General features: G+C 62.9%; 15 protein-coding genes and 1 pseudogene. 9 read left to right on the top strand and 7 right to left on the bottom strand.

The genetic code is table 11. The features are described from left to right. Nucleotides 1-4 precede the first annotated feature (4 nt). A complete protein-coding gene (locus tag P6U27_RS07970; protein WP_122401695.1) occupies nucleotides 5-1,462 on the top strand; it encodes an NAD-dependent succinate-semialdehyde dehydrogenase in 1,458 nt (485 codons plus the stop codon). A 50-nt stretch (nucleotides 1,463-1,512) separates the two neighbouring features. On the opposite strand, the gene P6U27_RS07965 is transcribed toward P6U27_RS07970, so the two are convergent. Both P6U27_RS07965 and P6U27_RS07960 read right to left on the bottom strand, forming a co-directional pair. After that, the gene (locus P6U27_RS07965) at nucleotides 1,513-2,787 is read right to left on the bottom strand and encodes an NAD(P)/FAD-dependent oxidoreductase (RefSeq protein WP_407193838.1); all 1,275 of its coding nucleotides are present in this window, start codon (nucleotides 2,785-2,787) and stop codon (nucleotides 1,513-1,515) included. Nucleotides 2,788-2,803: 16 nt separating this feature from the next. Beyond that, nucleotides 2,804-3,472, bottom strand: a complete 669-nt coding sequence (locus P6U27_RS07960; protein ID WP_407193837.1) for a haloacid dehalogenase type II — start codon at nucleotides 3,470-3,472, stop codon at nucleotides 2,804-2,806. A gap of 175 nt (nucleotides 3,473-3,647) precedes the next feature. Here P6U27_RS07960 and P6U27_RS07955 point away from each other — a divergent pair, with 175 nt between their 5' ends. The 6 genes and pseudogenes from P6U27_RS07955 (at nucleotide 3,648) to P6U27_RS07930 (ending at nucleotide 10,357) form a co-directional block, all read left to right on the top strand. Further along, on the top strand, nucleotides 3,648-4,487 hold the full coding sequence (locus tag P6U27_RS07955; RefSeq protein WP_122401693.1) for a GNAT family N-acetyltransferase: 840 nt from the start codon (nucleotides 3,648-3,650) through the stop codon (nucleotides 4,485-4,487). A 168-nt stretch (nucleotides 4,488-4,655) separates the two neighbouring features. Next, nucleotides 4,656-4,931, top strand: a pseudogene (locus P6U27_RS07950) (aspartate aminotransferase family protein); the annotation flags it as partial. 271 nt (nucleotides 4,932-5,202) lie between these two features. After that, the gene (locus tag P6U27_RS07945; protein ID WP_122401691.1) at nucleotides 5,203-6,810 is read left to right on the top strand and encodes an ABC transporter substrate-binding protein; all 1,608 of its coding nucleotides are present in this window, start codon (nucleotides 5,203-5,205) and stop codon (nucleotides 6,808-6,810) included. Between the two features lie 87 nt (nucleotides 6,811-6,897). Then, nucleotides 6,898-7,848 carry an ABC transporter permease gene (locus P6U27_RS07940; protein WP_122401690.1) on the top strand — a complete coding sequence of 317 codons (951 nt, stop codon included), beginning with the start codon at nucleotides 6,898-6,900 and terminating at the stop codon, nucleotides 7,846-7,848. After that, nucleotides 7,845-8,699, top strand: coding sequence for an ABC transporter permease (locus tag P6U27_RS07935; protein ID WP_407193836.1), 855 nt, complete (start codon nucleotides 7,845-7,847; stop codon nucleotides 8,697-8,699). Before P6U27_RS07940 ends, P6U27_RS07935 begins: the two co-directional genes overlap by 4 nt. Further along, the gene (locus P6U27_RS07930) at nucleotides 8,696-10,357 is read left to right on the top strand and encodes an ABC transporter ATP-binding protein (RefSeq protein WP_129144694.1); all 1,662 of its coding nucleotides are present in this window, start codon (nucleotides 8,696-8,698) and stop codon (nucleotides 10,355-10,357) included. The genes P6U27_RS07935 and P6U27_RS07930 overlap by 4 nt, the downstream gene beginning before the upstream one ends. 22 nt (nucleotides 10,358-10,379) lie before the next feature. Here the strand turns inward: P6U27_RS07930 and P6U27_RS07925 are convergent, their stop codons facing one another. Both P6U27_RS07925 and P6U27_RS07920 read right to left on the bottom strand, forming a co-directional pair. Beyond that, nucleotides 10,380-10,856 carry an Lrp/AsnC family transcriptional regulator gene (locus tag P6U27_RS07925; RefSeq protein ID WP_129144695.1) on the bottom strand — a complete coding sequence of 159 codons (477 nt, stop codon included), beginning with the start codon at nucleotides 10,854-10,856 and terminating at the stop codon, nucleotides 10,380-10,382. Nucleotides 10,857-10,965: 109 nt separating this feature from the next. Then, on the bottom strand, nucleotides 10,966-11,457 hold the full coding sequence (locus P6U27_RS07920) for an MFS transporter (protein WP_129144696.1): 492 nt from the start codon (nucleotides 11,455-11,457) through the stop codon (nucleotides 10,966-10,968). A 74-nt stretch (nucleotides 11,458-11,531) separates the two neighbouring features. On the opposite strand from P6U27_RS07920, the gene P6U27_RS07915 reads away from it, so the two are divergent. Next, nucleotides 11,532-11,759 (top strand): hypothetical protein, encoded by a 228-nt coding sequence (locus P6U27_RS07915; protein WP_129144697.1) that lies wholly within the window; start codon nucleotides 11,532-11,534, stop codon nucleotides 11,757-11,759. Nucleotides 11,760-11,820: 61 nt separating this feature from the next. After that, nucleotides 11,821-12,258 carry a hypothetical protein gene (locus tag P6U27_RS07910; protein ID WP_061882017.1) on the top strand — a complete coding sequence of 146 codons (438 nt, stop codon included), beginning with the start codon at nucleotides 11,821-11,823 and terminating at the stop codon, nucleotides 12,256-12,258. On the opposite strand, the gene tnpC is transcribed toward P6U27_RS07910, so the two are convergent. From tnpC to tnpA, 3 genes are all read right to left on the bottom strand, one after another. Next, on the bottom strand, nucleotides 12,259-13,887 hold the full coding sequence (tnpC, locus tag P6U27_RS07905) for an IS66 family transposase (protein WP_164937306.1): 1,629 nt from the start codon (nucleotides 13,885-13,887) through the stop codon (nucleotides 12,259-12,261). Between the two features lie 54 nt (nucleotides 13,888-13,941). After that, nucleotides 13,942-14,187, bottom strand: a complete 246-nt coding sequence (gene tnpB / locus P6U27_RS07900) for an IS66 family insertion sequence element accessory protein TnpB (protein ID WP_407193835.1) — start codon at nucleotides 14,185-14,187, stop codon at nucleotides 13,942-13,944. A 96-nt stretch (nucleotides 14,188-14,283) separates the two neighbouring features. Continuing rightward, nucleotides 14,284-14,661 carry an IS66-like element accessory protein TnpA gene (gene tnpA, locus P6U27_RS07895; protein WP_283809960.1) on the bottom strand — a complete coding sequence of 126 codons (378 nt, stop codon included), beginning with the start codon at nucleotides 14,659-14,661 and terminating at the stop codon, nucleotides 14,284-14,286. Nucleotides 14,662-14,826 lie beyond the last annotated feature (165 nt).

Here is a 14,826-nt window from a genome sequence, read left to right as displayed (position 1 = left end):
TCAAATGCAGAAGCTGAGTGACAAGGATCTCTTCCGGCAACAGGGCCTGATCGGCGGCCAATGGTGCGGCGCCCTCTCGGGCGCGACGATCGACGTGATCGACCCGGCGACACAGGCCAGTCTCGGCACCGTACCGGATATGGGACGGAACGACACCCGCGCCGCCATTGCCGCCGCCGCGATTGCCTACCCCGCCTGGCGCGCCAAAACCAATGCCGAGCGCGCTGCGCTTCTGGAAGCCTGGCATGGCCTCATGATTGCGCATTTGGACGACCTGGCGCGCATCCTGACGCTCGAGCAGGGCAAGCCGCTGGACGAGGCCAAGGGTGAGATCCGGTATGGCGCCTCCTTCGTCAAATGGTTCGCGGAGGAGGCCCGGCGGATCGGCGGCACCACAATCCCTTCACCAACGGCCGATCGGCGCATCGTCGTCCTCAAGGAGCCGGTCGGCGTCTGCGCAATCATCACCCCCTGGAATTTTCCGAACGCGATGATCACGCGCAAGGTCGCTCCCGCCCTCGCGGCAGGATGCACCGTCGTGATCAAGCCGTCGGATTTCACGCCCTATTCGGCACTGGCGCTTGCGGTGCTGGCCGAGCGCGCCGGAATTCCGCCGGGCGTGATCAACGTCGTCACGGGCATGCCGACCGAGATCGGCGCCGAGATCTTGGCCAACGAGACGGTGCGCAAGATCTCGTTCACGGGCTCGACCCGGGTCGGCTCGCTGCTGATGCGCGGCGCGGCCGACAGCGTCAAGCGCGTCAGCCTCGAACTTGGCGGCAACGCGCCCTTCATCGTCTTTGATGACGCCGATCTCGATCTCGCGGTTGAGGGGGCGATCGCGTCAAAGTTCCGCAATGGCGGCCAGACCTGCGTTTGCGCCAACCGGATCCTGGTCCAGGCCGGCGTTTATGATGCCTTCGCAGAGAAGCTTGTCGCCCGTGTCAACGACATGAAGGTGGGCTCGGGCCTCGAGCCCGGTGTGGCGATTGGACCGATGATCAACGAGGCGGCGATCAGCAAGATCAACCGCCATGTCGCCGACGCCCTGTCCAAGGGCGGCCGTATCGCGACCCGGACGGTTGCGCTGCCCAAGGGGGCGCAGTTTACCGCTCCGCTCGTTCTGACCAACGCAACCACCGACATGGTGCTGGCCCACGAAGAAACCTTCGGTCCCGTCGCGCCTCTGTTCCGCTTCGAGACCGACGCGGAGGCGATTGCCATCGCCAATGCGACGCCCTTTGGACTTGCGGCCTATTTCTACACCGCGAACCTCAAACGGTCGTGGCGCGTTGCCGAGGCGCTCGAGGCCGGCATGGTCGGCCTCAACACCGGCATGGTGTCGACGGAAGTGGCCCCCTTCGGCGGCGTCAAGCAATCCGGCGTGGGGCGCGAAGGGGCGCAGGTCGGCATCGAGGAATACCTCGAAATGAAGACCTTCCATATCGGTGGATTGGGCTGAGCGATGACTGAGCGGCAAGAGCGCCTGACCGCGCTCTTGCCAGCTTCGAACTATCGCACGTGATCCAGCATCTTGTAGTTCATTCCGACCAGCGGCAGGAACCATGGCTTGCCGAAATGGCCGGGCACGGCCGGCCAATCGAGGCCCTTCATCGGATTTTGATCTTCACGTCCGAGCATCGCGTCGGCGATGGTCATGCCGAGATGGGTCGAGAGCTGCGCGCCATGACCCGAATAGCCCATCGCATACCAGAGCCCGTCCCGATAGCCGGCGCGCGGGAAGCGGTCGCTGGTCATGTCGACGAGCCCGCCCCAGCAATAGTCGATCGGTATGCCGGCGAGTTGCGGGAAGAGCCGCGTGAGACCATTGGCGAGAATGGCGCCGCTCTTGGCGTCGGAACGCTGATCGGATGTCGCCGAGAAGCGCGCCCGTCCGCCAAAGATGAGGCGATTGTCGGGAGCCAGCCGGAAATAATTTCCGACATTCATCGAGGTAACGCAGGTGCGGTTGCCCGGCATGGTGGCCGCGATTTCGGCCGCGTCCAACGGACGGGTCGCGATGATGAAGCTGCCGACGGTAACGATGCGCCGACGGAAATAGCCGAAGTTCGGCGTGGTGTAGGCGCCGGTCGCCAGCAGCACCTGATCGGCGGTGACGCTGCCGCGCGGCGTCGTCAGGTGATGGCGCGATCCTTCTCGCGCTTGCGACGTGACCGGTGCCTTCTCGAAGATGACCGCACCGCGGCGCTTGGCCGCCTCGGCGAGCCCGACGCCATAGCGGCCCATATGCATCATCGCGCTCTTCTTCGACAGCATCGCGCCGAAGAACGGCGAGCCGATCTCCCCGCTCAGACCCTTGGGAGACAGCAAGGCGGTGTCCGGATCGACTTCACGATGGACCGCGTCAAAGTTCCGAGCGATGGCATCGAAGTGCTTCGGCTTGGAGGCGAGCTTCAGCTTGCCGGCCCGGCGGAAATTGCAATCGATCCCTTCCTCCGCAATCAGCGCCTCGAGCGTGTCGATCGAGGCGTCGAGCGCACGGTAGAGGGCGATGGCGCGCTCCTTGCCCAATTCCGCCTTGGCAGCGAGATAGCTGTGGGCCAGACCATTGTTGAGATGCCCGCCGTTCCGGCCCGAAGCGCCGCCGATCACCCGGTCTGCTTCGAGAACGATGACCTTCGTTCCCGCCTTCGCGAGCTGGCGCGCAGCTCCGAGGCCAGTGAAGCCGCCGCCGATCACCGCAACGTCATAGTGCCCCTCGACCGGACCTTCGGCGCCACCTGAGAAGCCTGGTGCGGTATCGTGCCAATAGGAGACGTATTTCACCGCAGGTCCCGCCGGCTCAGAGCCCGAACACGGCCGGGAGCCCGCCGATGTCCTTGATCTCGACATAGCCGTAATAGGGATTCGCGGGCTCGTGCCCCCGATTGACCCACACCTTGTTCTTGATGCCGAGGTCGTGCGCCGTCATCAGGTCGTACCGGAAGGACGAGGAGCAGTGCACCACGTCCTCCGGACCGCAGCCCAGCGTATCGAACATGAACTCGAAGCCTTTCATGCGCGGCTTGTAGGATTGGGCCTGTTCGGCGGTGAGCGCGGCGTGAAAGGGCGCCCCAAGCTTGGCCACATTGGACGGCAGCTGCGCATTCATCGCGTTGGAGAGGATGACGAGCGGAATCTCCTTGGCGACCTTGGCAAGGCCGGCAGGAACGTCGGGATGCGGTCCCCAACTCGGCACGCGGTCGTAGACCATCTGCGCATGCTCGGCCTTGAAGGCGACGTGATTCCGCCTGCAGGCGCGCACCAGCGCGTTGTGGATCACGTCCGCATAGGGCTTCCAGTCACCGAGAATCTCGTCGAGCCGATAGGCCGCGAAATCCCTGACGAGGGCAGCCATCTGCGCCTCGGGGAGATGCGCGCGATAGAGATCCTGCGCAGCTTCCGCCATCTGGAAATTGGTCAGTGTGCCGTAGCAGTCGAAGGTTACGTATTTCGGGCGAAACTGGCTCATCATCCCTGTCCTGGTGCGCTCGCGCAATGTCAGGGCGGCAACAATAGAGCGCCAAGGCGGCATAAGATGCGGCTTTTCCACCGGCTGCGGTGGAAGATGTCGTTCGCGCTGCGGCCTTCAGCCGATTTACCCATCGCCGAGATACGACACTGGCTCCCGACAGGAAAACCAGTCGATGACCCAGAGCACCATCTCGCTCACCGCTTTCCAGCCTGAGCATCTCGAAGGCGCATTGCGCCTTTCGCGTCAGGCCAGCTGGCCGCACCGCCTCGAGGACTGGCAATTGGCGCTCGACCTGAGCGCTGGGTTCGTCGCGCTCGACGCCGATAGCAGAAGCGTGGTCGGAACGATCCTGATGACGCCCTACAAGCGGGACGTCGCGACCGTCAACATGGTCATTGTCGATGAAGCAGCCCGCGGGCGCGGATTGGGCCGACAGCTCATGGAAGCGGTCATCTCATTGGCGGGGCCGCGTACGCTGAGGCTGATCGCAACGCGTGAGGGCACCCCGCTCTATCGGAAGCTCGGTTTTTGGCAGACCGGAGCAATTGTCCAGCACCAGGGTCAGGTGCGGCATGTTGCGTCGCCCGCCAAAGTTCGGCCGGCCGAGGCGCACGATATCTTCGGGATCATCGAGCTGGACAAGAGTGCCTACGCCGCCGATCGAAGAGATCTGCTGCGTGCAATTGCGAAGGTCGGCCAGCTGGCCGTGCTCGATCGCGGCCAGGGAATCGCCGGATTTGCAGCCTCACGCGCCTTCGGCAGAGGTGAGGTGATCGGCCCCGTGGTCGCCGCAAACGTCGATGACGCGAAAGCGCTGATTGAATTCTTCATGGCCCAAAGCGAAGGACGCTTCGTCCGCGTGGATACGGCTGAACGCCCTCAACTGAGCGCCTGGCTCGCGGACCAGGGACTGGCCCGGGTTGACGAAGGGATTGCCATGCAGCGTCCCATCGTTGCGCGATCCTGCGGGCCATTGACCACCTTCGCCCTCGCCAGCCAGGCTTTCGGATGAACGGTGACTTGATGCTCAGCAATTCGCTCATTGAACGCGATCGTGCCCATCCCATCCACCCGATCGCCTCGTACCGGGGTCACGAAGCGGCCGGCGTCAAGGTGCTGAGATCAGCCAAGGGAGCGACCGTGACGGACGCCTCCGCGTCGCCGCATTCTATGCCGAGCCAACGTCCGCGGGCGCGGCATGCTGGCCGCGGTCAAACTCGTCACCGACAAGCAACGCAAGACGTCGTTTCCCGCTGCGGCCGAGCCGGCAAAACGCATCCTCGACCGCGCCTGGAAGCAGGGTCTCGTCATCCGCGCTTTCCCGACGGGCGTACTGGGCTGTGCTCCGCCCCTCTGCTGCTCCGAGTCCGAGATCGACGCCATCGTCGAGCGCACCGCTAGGACGCTCGACGATACGCTGGCCGATGCCGAAGTTCGCGCCTCGCTGCAACATTAATAGGCATGCACAATGAGCCGGCTGGACGCAGGTCCGAAATACTAGAAACAGCGGCAACTTCGCAATTTTGTGCCGCGGCTCGCGATTTTTTCGGCCAAAGCCGCGGAACTATCCTGCGAGACTTCGATCGCGGGAAAGAATGCAATCCTGAGTGAAGGCGCGGCACGGTCGTTTTAAGGGACCGCGCCGGCATCCACCACAATGCGCGACAGAACAATCTGCCGCTCACCGCAGTACGAGCCGTAGCCTTAGCCAGCGACGAGGGATTGACATGAGCGATACGACGACAAACTGGTCTGGTTCAGACGATGCCACGATCGAGAACGCGATCCGCCGCGGAGCCTCGCGTCGCGACCTGCTGAAGATGATGCTCGCAAATGGTGTGGCCGTGGCTGCCGCCGGCACCATCTTCGGCCGCGCATCGGAGGCGGTGGCGGCAACACCCGTGAAGGGCGGCGCCCTGAAAGCCGCGGCCTGGTCGTCATCGACCGCGGACACGCTCGACCCGGCCAAGGCCTCGCTCTCGACCGACTATGTTCGCTGCTGCTCGTTCTACAACCGCCTGACGTTTCTCGACCAGAGCGGCGTGCCCCAGATGGAGCTCGCCGAGTCAATCGAGAGCGGCGATGCCAAGACCTGGACGATCAAGCTGAAGAAAGGTGTCACCTTCCATAATGGTAAGGACCTCAGCGCCGACGACGTCATCTTCTCGCTGAAGCGCCATCTGGACAAGGCCACCGGATCGAAGGTGGCTGCGATCGCGTCCCAGATGACCGACTTCAAGGCCGTCGACAAGACGACCATCGAGGTCACGCTGGCGAGCCCCAACGCGGACCTGCCGACGATCCTGTCCATGCATCACTTCATGATCGTGGCCGACGGCACGACCGATTTCTCCTCGGGCAACGGGACCGGCGCGTTCAAGTGCAAGCAGTTTACTCCCGGCGAGCGCTCGATCGGCGTGCGGAACCCGAACTACTTCAAAGGTGGCCCGAACGTCGATTCATTCGAGTTCTTCGCGATTCCCGATGAAAACGCCCGGATCAATGCCCTGCTGTCCGGCGACATTCACCTCGCCGCCTCGATCAACCCGCGATCGGTGCGCCTCCTCGACGGCCAGAGCGGCTTCGCGCTGTCCGCGACCACGTCGGGCACCTACACCAACCTGAACATCCGCATGGACATGGCGCCCGGCAACAACAGGGATTTCGTGGAGGGCATGAAATACGTCGTCAACCGCGAGCAGATTGTCAAATCGGCGCTGCGCGGCTTTGGCGTCGTCGGCAACGACCAACCCGTGTCGCCCGCCAACGTCTACCACAATGCCGCACTCAAGCCGAAATCGTTCGACCCGGACAAGGCCAAATTCCATTTCCAGAAGGCCGGTGTGCTCGGTCAGACCGTCGAGGTCATCACCTCGGATGCACCCGGTTCGGCGATCGACATGGCCATGATCATCCAGGCCAGCGCCGCCCAGATCGGCATGAAGCTCGATATGAAGCGCGTGCCCCCCGATGGCTACTGGAGCAATTACTGGCTGAAGGCGCCGATCCATTTCGGCAACATCAACCCGCGTCCGACACCCGACATCCTGTTCTCCCTGCTCTACAAGTCGGATGCGCCGTGGAACGAGAGCCGCTTCACCTCGGAAAAATTCGACAAGATGCTGGTCGAGGCTCGCGGCTCGCTCGATCAGGCCAAGCGTCACGAGATCTACAACGAGATGCAGGTCCTGGTGTCGGAACAAGCCGGCACCATCATCCCAGCCTACATCTCCAACGTGGATGCCATCACCGCCAAGCTGAAGGGACTCGAGCCCAATCCGCTCGGCGGCATGATGGGCTACGCCTTCGCCGAATACGTCTGGCTGACCGCCTGAGCGGCGCAAAGGCGAGATCACCGCTCGGTATGCCGGGGTGGCAGCCCGAGCTGACAGGAATGATCGGTGTGGCATCGGAGCACGAATGTGAAAAAACAGGTTTCCTTCCTCGTGGTGAGACGACTTCTCATCGCCTTGATCACGCTCGTGATCGTTTCCTTTGCTGTCTTCTTTGCGACCGCGCTCCTGCCCGGCGATACCGCCACGATCCTGCTCGGGCAGTCCGCGACTCCGGAAGCCGTCGAGGGCCTGCGCAAGGCAATGCATCTCAACGATCCCGCAATCATTCGCTTCCTGAAATGGATGGCCGGCCTCTTCCAGAGCGATTTCGGCACGTCCTACGCGAACAATGTCCCGGTCGCCACTCTGATACGCGGCCGGTTCGTCAACACGATGAAGCTTGCAGGGCTGACCGCCTCGATCGCGGTGCCCCTCGCGCTCACGCTCGGCATCACTGCTGCGATATGGCGCGGCACGCTGTACGACCGCATCGTGACCGTCGGGACCATCGGCATCATCTCGGTGCCGGAGTTCATGATCGCGACGCTCGCGGTGCTACTCTTCGCGGTCTATCTCAAATGGCTCCCGGCCCTGTCGCTCACCAACGAGGTCAAGTCGGTCCATGACCTGGTTCGGATCTACGCCATGCCGGTTATGACGCTGACATTCGGCGTTTCGGCGCAGATGATCCGCATGACCCGCGCCGCGGTAGTCGAGACATTGAACACCCCTTACGTCGAGATGGCGCTCCTCAAGGGCGCCTCGCGTCCCCGGATCGTGCTGAGACATGCATTGCCCAATGCGCTCGGTCCGATCGTCAACGCGGTCGCGCTCTCGCTGTCTTATCTGCTCGGCGGCGTGATCATCGTGGAGACCGTCTTCAACTATCCCGGCGTCGCAAAACTGATGGTCGATGCCGTTTCGACCCGCGACCTCCCGCTGATCCAGACATGCGCGATGATCTTCTGCCTGGGTTACCTGGCATTGATCACGGCTGCCGACATCGTCGCCGTCCTGTCCAATCCGAGGCTGCGATGACGGATTCAACCTCGACTGAGCGGCTGGGCATGCGATTGGGCTATCGCTTCAACCTCGTGGGCATGTCGGCCCTCGGCATCATCCTTCTCTGGACCGGCATCGCCCTGTTCGCTCCGCGCATCATCCCGCATTCCGTCGGCGAGATCGTCGATACCGACTATTTTGGACCCATGAGCCGGGACCTGTGGTTCGGCTCGGACTATCTCGGCCGGGATATCTTCTCGCGCATCCTGATGGGCGCCCGCTACACGCTCGGCATCTCCCTCGCCGCCGTCACCATCGCCTGCTTCAGCGGCGTCGCGCTCGGCATGACCGCAGCCGTCGCCGGGGGATGGTACGACAGCATGCTGAGCCGCTTTCTCGATGCGCTCAACTCGATACCGAGCAAGCTGTTCGGCCTCGTCGTGGTCGCCGCCGTCGGCTCGTCGATCCCGGCACTGATCGGGACGCTGTCGGTGATCTACACGCCAGGCGCCTATCGCTTCGCCCGTGCGCTTGCCGTCAACGTCAATACGATGGATTTCATCGTCGTCGCCCGCATCCGGGGCGAACGCCTGCCCTATCTCATCGCCTCCGAGATTCTTCCCAACATTCTCGGGCCCGTGCTTGCCGATCTTGGCCTGCGCTTCGTCTTCATTGTGCTGCTGCTCTCCAGCCTGTCCTTTCTCGGCCTCGGCGTGCAACCGCCCTACGCGGACTGGGGCGCGCTTGTTCGCGAGAACATCGCCGGCCTGCCCTTTGGCGCACCGGCCGTCATCTTTCCTTCGCTCGCCATCGCGAGCCTCACGATCAGCGTCAACCTCCTGATCGACAATTTGCCACGCAGGATCCGCGACCGGGGCGCCGAATGACAGTAAATCTCGTCGAGATCCGCAACCTCAGGGTTGAGGCAACGACCGATGCCGGCAGGCGGGTCGAGATCATCAAGGGTGTCGACCTCGACATCGCCAGAGGCGAGATCGTCGCTCTCATCGGCGAGAGCGGCTCGGGCAAGACCACCATCGCCATGACGCTCATGGGCTACGCGCGGCAAGGCTGCGCGATCACCGGCGGCGAGGTGCGCGTGGCCGGTATGGACATGGTGAGCCTGTCGGAAGCCGAACGCGCCAAGATTCGCGGGACGTGCGTGGCCTATGTGCCGCAGAGCGCTGCAGCCGCCTTCAACCCCGCACTGACCATCATGGACCAGGTCACCGGGGTGGCGCGGATCCACAGGCTCATGTCCGCAGCCGAGGCGCAGGCGAAAGCGCTCTTACTCTTCAAAGCGCTATCGTTGCCGGAGCCCGAGACGATCGGCAACCGCTATCCGCACCAGGTCTCCGGTGGCCAGTTGCAGCGGCTCGCCGCCGCGATGGCCCTGATCGGCCAGCCGAAGGTCGTCATCTTCGACGAGCCCACCACGGCGCTCGATGTCACGACCCAGGTCGAGGTGCTGCGCGCATTCAAGTCCGTCACGGCGCAGCACAACATCGCCGGTGTCTACGTCTCGCACGATCTGGCCGTGGTCGCCCAGATCGCCGACAGGATCGTCGTCCTCAAGGACGGCACGGTCCAGGAAACGGGGACGACGGATCAGATCCTGGAAGACGCTCAGCACCCCTATACGAGGCAGTTGCTGGCCGCATTCAGGCCGAAGACACAGCAGCGGGCGCCTGACAACGACGGCGCGACGAAGCGCCCCTTGCTCGAGGTCGACAATCTGACGGTCGGCTATGGACCTCGCTCGCGCGATGGACAGCCGCTGATCAATGCTGTCCAGGCTGTCAGCCTCAAGCTGGATCGGGGACGAAATCTCGGCATCATCGGCGAGTCCGGCTGCGGCAAGTCGACCCTCGCCAGGGCGATTGCCGGAATTCTGCCGGCTCATGCGGGCAATATCGTCTTCAATGGACGCGAATTGGGAAAGGCCGGCCGCAACCGCACCCGCAACGAACTCCGCGAGATCCAGATCGTATTCCAGCACGCGGACACCGCGCTCAATCCGGCGAAGTCGGTGGGAGACATCCTGAGGCGTCCCCTCACCTTCTACCACGGCATGAGGGGCAAGGCGCGCGATGCGCGCGTCAACGAACTTCTCGATCTCGTGCGCCTGCCAAAATCCGTGCGCCATCGGTTGCCGGGAGAGCTGTCAGGCGGCCAAAAGCAGCGTGTGAATTTTGCCCGGGCACTCGCCGCCGAGCCCACGCTCATCCTGTGCGACGAAATCACGTCGGCTCTCGATACGGTCGTGGCAGCCGCGGTCGTCGAGCTTCTCAAGGAGCTTCAGCGCGAGCTTGGTATCTCCTACATCTTCATCAGCCACGATCTGTCGGTCGTCGAGGCGATCTGCGACGAAATCATCGTGATGTATCGCGGTCAGAAGGTCGAGCAGATCACGACGACCCGGCTCTCGGCGCCACAGCACCCTTATACCCGGCTATTGTTCTCCTCGGTCCCGAAGCTCGATCCCGACTGGCTCGACAATTTGAAACAGGATGCCGACGAATTGCGCGCCTATAGCCAACGGTAGAAGCGGTTGGTGCAGCAGCTGGTCAAGCCGGAAAGAGGCTGGTCAGCGGCATCTGGGAGCGCACGATCGGCGATTTGAGGACGACGAAACTGAAATACTTGTCGATACCGATGTCCATGGCGGTCAGACGCTCCATGATCGCCTGGTACTCGCCGACGCTGGCGGTGACGAACTTCAGCATGTAGTCGTAACCTCCGGAGACCAGATGACACTCTCTCAGCTGGTCGATCTTGTCGACCGCCGACTGGAAACGGGCAAAGTCGGCCTGTCGATGGTTCTTCAACGTCACCTCGGTGAACACGGTCAGCGTCTGTCCGAGCTTGCGCGCGTTGATCTGGGCAGCGTAGCCCTCGATGTAGCCCTCGGCCTGCAGTCTCTTCACACGCACGAGACAAGCGGTGGGCGACAAATTCACCAGCTCGGCAAGCTCGACATTGGTGATGCGACCGTTCTTCTGGAGTTCGTGGAGGATCTTGATGTCGATCCCATCCAGCTTCATGGGTGACTCTCCATCGAACACGCGCCAGAAGGCACAACAGAAAATTTTGTGCGATGAGCCAAAATCTCACCAAGCCCGCAGCCATTGCTTTCGGAAAGGTCTCGGATTTCTACTCGATCGCCAGAAACTCCGGCGATTCATCGATCTGGGTGCGGATCCAGAGACCGAGAAGCCCGAGCGGCACGCCGAGCCCGAACATCAGGCGCCAGCCCCAGGCCGCCATGCTCTCCGCACCGATGATGGCCGAGACGAGCGTGAAGATGCCGACCGCAATCGCGGTGCCGGCATAAGCGGCCACCGGGGAGAAGGAGGCGCGGAGCGCGCGGTGCCTGCTGTCTCCCTGCTCGACGATATAGGCGGTCGCGGCCGTGTACTCGCCGCCGGCGAAGAAGCCCTGCGCCAGGCGGCAGAGCACGAGACCCGCGGTCGCAAAGCTGCCGGCGACGGCGTAGCTCGGCAGGAACGCGGTCGCCGCAGTGACCAGACACATGCCGCTCACCGAGATGAAGAGGGCGGTACGGCGCCCCAGGCGATCACCCACGCGTCCCATGACGATCCCGCCGAGCGGCCGGATCAGGAAGCTCGACGCGTAGATCATCATCGGAAGAAGAACGCCGGCGTCTGCGCACGGAAGCCCCACCGCTCTCGGCCGTGGTCCGCAGCCAGTGGCGCCGCATGCTGTTCTTCATCAGCATCCTCATGAGCCACACGCTGTCGAACTATCTCGTGCTCGGCTTCCTCGCGACCTATCTCACGAATTTCGTCAAGATCGACGAGACGCATGCGTCGCTGGCGATCTTCATCGCCCAGATGGTGCTGATGGCAACCGTGAGCGTCACGATAGTATCACCGGTGCCCGGGCTTGACTTGCGCGGAATGCTTTGGATAGCGCGGTCGGGATGATTGACGCCGCCGGCGCGCGGTGATGGGGTGACCCTGGTTCGGAGCGGGTAACGAGATCAGAATGACCAGCGAGTCGCAGCTGCGCGAGAAGCTTCGGAAGATCGAGGCCTTGTTCGCAGGTGCCGGAACTGCTGGTGAGCGCCTTGCGGCGGAAGCCGCGCTGCAGCGGGTGCGAGCTAGGGTCGAGGAACTCGCTCGCCACGATCCACCGATCGAACAGCAATTCTCACTTCCCGACCAATGGTCTCGGCATCTTTTTCTGGCGCTTTGCCGCCGATATGGGCTGCGGCCGTTTCGTTATCACCGGCAGCGACGCAACACGGTGATGGTCCGTGCATCACGAGGCTTCGTCGATCGAGTCCTGCTGCCGGAGTTCACCGAGCTGGAGGGTGCGCTGCAAGTGTATCTGCACGAGGTGACGCTGCGCGTGATCCGCGAAGAGATCTACGACGACGCCAGCGATGCGCAGGAAGTTCCTGACGCCTTGCCGTCGAACTGATCAAGCGGCGAGCTTTGCCTCCGAACCGTCGCGTTCGGCCTTCCAATTCCACGGCAGCAGCGTGTTCAGCTGATTGATCTTGGTGCGTCCAGAGACGATGCGCTCGAGAACATCGGTCAGATAGTGCCGCGGGTCGATGTCTTGCAGCTTTGCCGAGTTGATGAGCGAGGCGAGAATGGCCCATGTCTCGGCGCCGCCTTCATTGCCGGCGAACAAGTAGTTCTTCTTTCCCAGGCCTATCGGCTTGATGCTGCGCTCGACCGTATTGCTGTCTATTTCGATGCGTCCGTCATCGATGAAGCGCGTCAGGCCGTCCCAATGGTTGAGGGTGTAGCGGATGGCTTTGCCCAGACCGGACTTCTTCGAGACTTCCAGCAGTCGCGCTTCGAGCCAGGGTTTGAAGTCCTCGATCAGCGGCTTGGTGTTGGTTTGCCGCACCGCAGCCCGATGCGCCGCTGGCAGACCGCGGATGCGATCCTCAATGGCGTAGAACATCGCGATCCGTTGCAGCGCTTCCGCGGCAATCGGCGACTTCGTCGCGACGTGAACGTCCCAGAACTTCCGCCGCGCATGCGCAAAGCAGAACGCGAGCTGCACCAGATGGCCGCCGTTCTTGATCAGGCCCTTGTAGGCGGCATAGCCGTCGACCTGCAGGATGCCGTGGTAGTCCCCGAACAGCTGCTTGGCGCGGATCGCCTTGCGATCCTCGGCAAACATGTAGACCACCGCCGGCGGCGCCGGGCCACCCCACGGACGGTCATCGGTGGCGATCGCCCAGAACTGGCAGACTTTGGTCCGGCCACGGCCGGGATCGAGAACTGGCAGCGGCGTCTCGTCGGCAAACAGCCGCGGGTAGGACATCACTGTGTCGCGCAACAACGTGTGAAGCGGCTTCAGCCACCAGGCGGCGCGGCCCATCCACGAGGCCAGCGTTTGCCGGTCGAGCGTGATGCCTTGGGCGGCAAACATCTGTTCCTGGCGATACAGCGGCAGCTGGTACCCGTATTTCATCACCGCGATGTGGGCCAGCAACGCTTCCGTCACCATCCCACCGTCGATCGCCTGGGCCGGCGCGGGTGCCTGCAGGACACCCTGGCGGCATCCCCGGCAGCCGTACCGCGGGCGCACAATGCGCTTGACCCGGTACTGCATCGGAATGACGTCGAAGGCTTCCTTGACGGTCTCCCCGATCTTGTGCAGCTGCTCGCCGCAGCAGGGGCAGATCTGGCTCTCCATATCGATCACGACATCGATGCGCGGCAAATGCTCCGGAAGCTTCCCACGGTTGCGTCGCGCCGGTCGCTTTCCACGGTCCTCCGCTCCGTCGGGCAGCCTGCCTCCGGTCACGTCGTCGTTGGCGGCGGCACGAACCGCCTGTGCCGTGATGGTGAAGAGAGACAGCTGTCCGAGATCCAGTGTCTCGGAGCGGGGACCGAAGATCGTGCGCTTGTACTGGGACAGGATCATCAGGAGCTTGTCGTTCTCCTGGATCGCAGCGTCGCGTTGGGCGATTGCCGCATCACGCTCGGCCGAAAGCGAGCTGCATTCCGCCGACAACGCCGCAAGCCGTGACGATAGCACTATCACGGTTTGACGGAGCAATGCTGGATCGAAAGGCAAATCACTCATGCAGAGTGATTCTACAACAACTCCGCATGAGTGACGAACGACTCTTAATAAGGATCAACCAGCTCGTAGTGGCTGATCCACAACTCGCATCGGCAGACGCTTCCAGTCCGAGCCATCGAGCAGCACCGAGAGCTGAGCATGAGATAGCGGCATGACGCCTCCCTTGATCGGCGGCCAGGTGAACTGTCCCTCGATTCTTTTGTAGTAAAGGACAAGGCCGCTCCCATCCCAGGTCAGGATCTTCACGCGATCTCGGCGCTTGGAGAAGACATAAAGTCCGCCGTCGAACGGATCGGCCAAAGGCCTCGCTCACCAGCATCGCCAATGAGTCCATGCCGCGGCGGAAATCGACCGGCTGCGTCGCAATCCAGATCGACAACCCAGATCGAAGCCCGATCATCGACCAATCGCCCCGACTGCCGCCAGCACCTCGCACAGTGCCCGCCGGTCGATTGTCCCCCTGACACGGATCCGAACCGCGCCGACCTCGATCTCGATCGCCGCCTGCTCCCCACTCGGCAATTTGCTCCCGCAGCCGATGATCGCGGCCGGCACAAAGCCAGGTAGCATGCCTCTGTCCCCGCGCTCCGCGACTTGCGCCTGCGTTGCCTGGCGACGCCAGAGAAACAACAGGCTTGGACTGATATCGTGCCGCCGCGCCACCGCGGACACGCTCGCCCCCGGCGCAAAACTCTCCGCAACAATCGCCGCCTTCGCGTCGGTCGACCAGCGCCGACGCCGGCCCGTCCCCGTGATGATCTCGATGCGCTGCAGCGTGTCGGCGCCGTCTTCAAGGATAGACGTATGCCTATCCTTATCGCTATCCTTACGACTATCCTTGGACATTGTGACCCCGCGACAAACCATTCCGCGAGATATTCTTAGCCGACCAGATCAGCCCTCAGTGCGTGGTCCCTGGATGACGCTCACGATTGAATC

Origin of the sequence: Bradyrhizobium sp. STM 3566 (assembly GCF_045571445.1) — a bacterium.
Lineage (GTDB): Bacteria > Pseudomonadota > Alphaproteobacteria > Rhizobiales > Xanthobacteraceae > Bradyrhizobium > Bradyrhizobium vignae.
Note: the sequence above shows the minus strand (reverse complement) of the source record. Positions and strands in the feature narration are given on the sequence as shown.

Coding starts and splice junctions, on each gene's coding strand:
- P6U27_RS07955 (WP_122401693.1), top strand. CDS start 3,648: ATGACCCAGAGCACCATCTCGCTCACCGCTTTCCAGCCTGAGCATCTC.
- P6U27_RS07925 (WP_129144695.1), bottom strand. CDS start 10,856: ATGAAGCTGGATGGGATCGACATCAAGATCCTCCACGAACTCCAGAAG.
- P6U27_RS07935 (WP_407193836.1), top strand. CDS start 7,845: ATGACGGATTCAACCTCGACTGAGCGGCTGGGCATGCGATTGGGCTAT.
- P6U27_RS07960 (WP_407193837.1), bottom strand. CDS start 3,472: ATGAGCCAGTTTCGCCCGAAATACGTAACCTTCGACTGCTACGGCACA.
- P6U27_RS07920 (WP_129144696.1), bottom strand. CDS start 11,457: ATGATGATCTACGCGTCGAGCTTCCTGATCCGGCCGCTCGGCGGGATC.
- tnpC (WP_164937306.1), bottom strand. CDS start 13,887: ATGAGTGATTTGCCTTTCGATCCAGCATTGCTCCGTCAAACCGTGATA.
- P6U27_RS07910 (WP_061882017.1), top strand. CDS start 11,821: ATGACCAGCGAGTCGCAGCTGCGCGAGAAGCTTCGGAAGATCGAGGCC.
- P6U27_RS07915 (WP_129144697.1), top strand. CDS start 11,532: ATGCTGTTCTTCATCAGCATCCTCATGAGCCACACGCTGTCGAACTAT.
- P6U27_RS07970 (WP_122401695.1), top strand. CDS start 5: ATGCAGAAGCTGAGTGACAAGGATCTCTTCCGGCAACAGGGCCTGATC.
- P6U27_RS07930 (WP_129144694.1), top strand. CDS start 8,696: ATGACAGTAAATCTCGTCGAGATCCGCAACCTCAGGGTTGAGGCAACG.
- P6U27_RS07945 (WP_122401691.1), top strand. CDS start 5,203: ATGAGCGATACGACGACAAACTGGTCTGGTTCAGACGATGCCACGATC.